Source organism: Streptomyces sp. 13-12-16, from assembly GCF_002114215.1.
GTDB lineage: Bacteria > Actinomycetota > Actinomycetes > Streptomycetales > Streptomycetaceae > Streptomyces.
In genome coordinates, this window is the sequence record NZ_NCTE01000922.1 from 1 (window position 1) to 4934 (window position 4934).

Sequence of the window (4934 nt, forward strand, 5' to 3'; positions counted from 1 at the left end):
CGACGTCGGCGGGCTCGGGCGGCCGGCCGTCGTGGGCGGTGTCGGCGGGATGCGGGCGTACGGGCCTCAAGGGTTCCCCGGTCGGGCGGTGCGTCACGGTTTTCCTCCCGTCCCGACCCGCGTCATGATCTCGCACAGCGCCCGGTCGTCGAAGATGCGTGAGGTGGGGATCCGTACGGTGGTGCGGCGCCGGCCGGTGACCGGGTGTCCGGCGAGGTTGGTCCAGTAGCAGCAGTGCCGCAGGTCGAGCCGGTCGTGGCCGGCGCGCAGCCAGTCGTCCTGGGAGCGCGGCACGATCATCACGACCAGGATCTTGTGCACCGAGACCGGGGTGCGGGCGAGCTTCTCCAGGTGCGCGTTGTCCAGCGTGAAGGAGAAGGAGCGGCCCGGCGGGCGGGGGCGGAGCTGGTAGGTCGCCTTGAGCTGCACCTTGATGGTGACCTCGTCGTCGACGACGTGCCCGGCGGCGCTGTGGCTGACGTGCCAGTCGATGCCGTTGTCCGGGAACGGCTGGGACAGTGAGCAGCCCGCGGCGGCCGCGACGGCGTGCAGATAACCGACCTGCAGTGTCTCCATGCAGGCGGTGGTGGCGAGGGTGCCGCGAGTGGGTGGCGTGCGCTCGGGCAGCAGCCCGCCCCGTTCGGGCTGCGCGATGGCCATGACCAACAGCCTTCCGGAACAAGGGTTTCCCCGTTGCGGGTCGTTGAACTGCGAGGACCCGTACTCCTGTTGTCTCCTTCCGGCGTACGGCGCAAACAGGCCGGGTATCACCGGATCGGGCAGCGGACGGTGCGTCGACTGCCGACGGTGAACGAGGGGTTGTTGGGTATGGCGTGCTGGTACGAAGGGCCGTTGGCCGCTTTCGACACGGAGACGACGGGTGTGGACGTCGAGACCGACCGGATCGTGTCGGCCGCCCTCGTCGTGCAGGACGCGCCGGGCGCCCGGCCGCGGGTGAACCGTTGGCTGGTGAACCCGGGGGTGCCGGTGCCGGCCGCGGCGACGGAGGTGCACGGACTGACGGACGATCACCTGCAGCGCAACGGCCGCTGGCCGGCGCCGGTGATGTACGAGATGGCCCAGGCGCTGGCCGAGCAGGCCAGGGTGGGCCGGCCGCTGGTGGTGATGAACGCGCCGTTCGATCTGACGCTGCTGGACCGGGAGTTGCGCCGGCACCGCGCGTCGTCGCTGGACCGCTGGTTCGAGCGGACGCCGCTGCTGGTGCTGGACCCGTGGGTGCTGGACAAGCACTTGGACCGCTACCGCAAGGGCCGGCGCACGCTGACCGATCTGTGCGCGCACTACGGCGTCGACCTGGAGGGGGCGCACGACGCGGCGGCGGACGCGACGGCCGCGCTGGAGGTGACCCGGGCGGTGGGGCGGCGTTTCGCGTCCCGGCTCGAGCGGCTGACCCCCGCCGAGCTGCACCCCTTGCAGGCGGTGTGGCACGCGGCACAGGCGCGGGGACTGCAGGCGTGGTTCGCGCGCACGGGCACGGACGAGGTGGTGGACCCGGCGTGGCCGCTGCGTCCGGATCTGTCGGCGGCGGCGTGAGGCGTCGCACGGGCGCGCAAAGAAGCCGGTCCGTCAGGGACGGACCGGCTTTCCCGGTGGGCGATACTGGGTTCGAACCAGTGACCTCTTCGGTGTGAACGAAGCGCTCTCCCACTGAGCTAATCGCCCGGGAACGCACTGAACAATACAGGTCCGGGGACGGTTCCTTCAAACCGCTTCCAGGTGGGCGGCCAGGCCGCGCCGGCCGGCCCGCATCATCAGTGCGTGGTTGACGCGGAAGACGGGCCGTCCGGGCACGGCGAGCAGGCGCAGCAGCGGTTTGCGGACGTCGACCTCCTGCTCGTAGTGGACGAGGCAGCCGTGGGGGCCCAGGCGGGTGACGGTCCAGCGGGCCCATCCGTCGATGTCGCCGGAGAGGCCGGCCTCCAGGACCCCGGTCTCCGGGTCGCGCCGGCCCTCCCGCACGGTCGAGGTCAGGTCGTACGGCAGGAGGGAGCGGATCGTGACGATCCCGCTGGTGTCGTCGAGCCGGGTGACGTCCCGTACCTGGGGCCACCACAGGGGGTAGTCCTCGATCCGCTCCAGGACGCGGTAGACCACGGGGGCGGGCGCGGACAGGGTCCACAGACTGCGGAAGCGGTGATGGTTCCAGTCCATGGACGCAGTGTTCCCGTCCGCGCCCGTTGTGTGCGTCTACGGCATCCTGTCCCCGAGCAGCGCCAGCAGTTCGATGGCGGCGAGACCGTAGAGCGCGGTGTCGTTGGTGGACACCCAGGTGGCCTCGCTGCCGGCGACCAGGGCCGTCGGACCGCTGATCTTCTCGGTCTTCCAGGGGGCCGACTCCTTGTAGCCGTCGGAGCCGTAGAACTTCTGCCAGGCCCTCTCGGCCAGTTTCTCGTCGCCGGTCCGTACGGCGGCGTAGGCGTCGAGGCGGGAGTGGCCCTGGAAGAGGATCAGGCTGCCGAAGTTGGAGCCGTAGCGCGCGGCCTGTTCCGTCTTGCTCGCGTTGAAGTAGCGGCAGTAGTCGTAGTACGCCTCGTTGAACTCCGGCATGTCGACGAGGTCGATGAGTTCGGCACAGAGTTCGTTGAGGCCGAAAACGGCCGACAGGTGGGAGACCTCGACCTTCGGGGTGTCGGCGACGGCGAACCTGCCGGTGTCGAGGTCGTACAGGCCGCTGCCCTGGACGAAGCCGTTGGGCTGGGCGGCGATGGTCTCCATGGTGGACAGGACGCGGGCCTTGGCCTTCTCCCACTTGGGGCCCTTGCGTTCCCACTCGGTGAGCCAGGCGGAGACCAGTCCGCTCCAGTCGGTGCCGAAGCCGACGGACAGGGCGTTGCGGTCGGGCGTGTACGGCTCGGTGCGGATCTTGCGCAGGGGGTCGAGGGCGAGGAAGGTCTCGTCGGAGTCGACGTTGGCGTGCATGAGGTCGCCGACGCGTTCGTCCGCGGTGAGGAAGTAGTAGTAGCGCCGGTAGGTGGTGTTGGCGATGCGCTGCTGCTTGGCGCTGTCGGCGAAGTGCTGGACGCCGTGCCGGGTGCCGAGGCCGGCCCACTTGCCGATGTGGTAGACGTCGACCTCGCCGGTGTGGCGGGTCATCGCCTCGGCGAAGCGGAAGATGTCGGCGCGGCCGGAGCGCAGGTACGCGTACCAGAGCCACAGGTCGGGTGAGAGCTCGGAGTTGTCCCAGGCGTAGCCGCCGACGTCGTACCGCCACTGGTGCCGCACGGTGTCGTAGGTGTGCATGATGTCGCCGTAGTCCCAGAAGCCGTACCAGCGGCGCTGCTCCACCTGGTCCTTGTAGTAGGTGAAGAGGAAGTCGAGGTGGTCCTCGATCTTCGCCTTGGCCGGGGTGGAGCGGTCCGGTTCGGCGAACAGGCCCTTGCCGAAGACGCCCGCGGCGACGAGCTGCCTGGGCGGGGCGGCGAGCTGCGGGAGGACGCGCACCGCCTCGACCTGTTCGGCGAGCCTCTCGGCGCTCGGGGTGGACTCGTTGGCCCAGAAGAGGAGTTCGGAGGTGCGGGCGATGCCGTACGGGGTGCCGAACCCGGGCTCGTAGTCCTCGTAGGTGATGTTGAGGCCCTCGAGCTGTTCGGGGAAGGTGTCCTGGCCCATGCCGTCGTGGTAGAAGCGCAGGTCCATGGGCTGGGCCTCGGGTGACCAGAGCCAGAGGGTGACCTCGGCCTCGTCGGTCTGGGCGTCGCGGATGTCGAGCTGGGCGGGGTGCTTCTCCCAGAAGTCGCGCAGTCCGAAGGAGAGGCCGCCGGTGACGCCGCCGACGTAGCCGAAGCCGGAGGCGCGCCGGCCGCCGCCGGCGCCGATCCAGCCGTGGCCCTTCTTGGTGCGCTTGCGCAGGGTGAAGCCGTCGGCGGAGAGCTGGGAGAGGGTGTAGTCGCCCCATTCGGGGATGTACTGGAGGCGGGTGGTGACCCGCTGGTCCCAGGTGGCGGGGTCGGGGAGCTTCTCGCCGGCGAACTGGGCGGCCTGGACGGCGGCTCCCGGGTCGCGGCGCAGTCCGGTGATGCCCTTGACGGCCTCGCGGAGCAGGCCGGTGCCCTCGCCGCCGATGCGGATGTGGCGGTCGTAGGACTCGTCGCGCATGGGGACGGTGAAGCGGACGCCGAGGCCGCGGATGAAGTCGCCGTCGGCCTTGCCGGGCTCCTGCTTCCCGTCGTAGGTGATGGTGTGCACCATGCGGAAGGAGTCGGCGCCGGCGTAGAAGTAGAGGCGGATGGAGAAGGGCAGCAGCTCGCGGTGGCCCTTGCGGTGCTTGCCGTCGACTCGGACGACCGCGCGGACGGGGCCCTCCTGTTCGACGGTGACGTCGGAGATGGCGCCGTCGAAGCGTTCGGTCCTGACGGTGGTCTGGTCGCCGTCCTCGTACTCGGGCTGGCGCAGGACGACGAGGCGGCCGTCGCGGGCGATCTCGGTCGAGCCGCGGCGGACCGATCTGACGATCGTGGAGCCGGACCTGCCGATCCTGGCGGTGATGACACCGGTGGAGACGTCGATGGTGCCGCCGCGCTTGTCGACGGTGACCTTCTTCTCGGGCGCCGCGGGCGCCCCGGTGGTCAGGGTGAGCTTGCCGGAGCCCGAACTCACGGCGTGCGCGGTCCACTTGAGGGATCCGTCGGGCCAGTAGGCGAGCGGCCAGGACTGGACGGGGACGGACTTTCCGTCGGCGTCGGTCAGCGCGAAGGTCTGGTCCTCCTGGTGGGCGCCCTTGGGCCAGGGCACGCCGACGGTGGAGCCGGGGGCCGCGCCGAGGCCGCCGTCCTCCAGCCAGTCGAGAGTCACCGGGTCGGTGCCGGCGGCTTCCGCGCGGGGCGCGGCGGCGGCGTCGCGCGGTCCCAGGGCCCAGCTGAACTGGGCGGCGGCTCCGGCGACGGCGGCCGCCTTGAGCAGGGATCTGCGGGGGA

Annotated in this window: 4 protein-coding genes and 1 tRNA gene; 1 reads left to right on the forward strand and 4 read right to left on the reverse strand. The window is 70.8% G+C overall.

The features are described from left to right. Positions 1–93: 93 nt before the first annotated feature. Positions 94–660: a DUF4365 domain-containing protein gene (locus B7767_RS32295; protein ID WP_073933749.1), complete on the reverse strand. Its 567-nt coding sequence runs from the start codon at positions 658–660 to the stop codon at positions 94–96. Between the two features lie 168 nt (positions 661–828). Between B7767_RS32295 and B7767_RS32300 the strand changes: the two genes are divergently transcribed. Further along, a complete protein-coding gene (locus B7767_RS32300; protein WP_085575230.1) occupies positions 829–1554 on the forward strand; it encodes a 3'-5' exonuclease in 726 nt (241 codons plus the stop codon). A gap of 57 nt (positions 1555–1611) precedes the next feature. Here B7767_RS32300 and B7767_RS32305 read toward each other — a convergent pair. The 3 genes from B7767_RS32305 to B7767_RS32315 all read right to left on the reverse strand — a co-directional run. Further along, positions 1612–1683 (reverse strand) — tRNA-Val (locus B7767_RS32305). Between the two features lie 39 nt (positions 1684–1722). Then, positions 1723–2172, reverse strand: coding sequence for an SRPBCC family protein (locus B7767_RS32310; RefSeq protein WP_085575231.1), 450 nt, complete (start codon positions 2170–2172; stop codon positions 1723–1725). A 36-nt stretch (positions 2173–2208) separates the two neighbouring features. Beyond that, positions 2209–4934, reverse strand: a 2726-nt coding sequence (locus tag B7767_RS32315; protein ID WP_085575232.1) for a Tat pathway signal sequence domain protein, incomplete at its 5' end; no start/stop codon positions are given.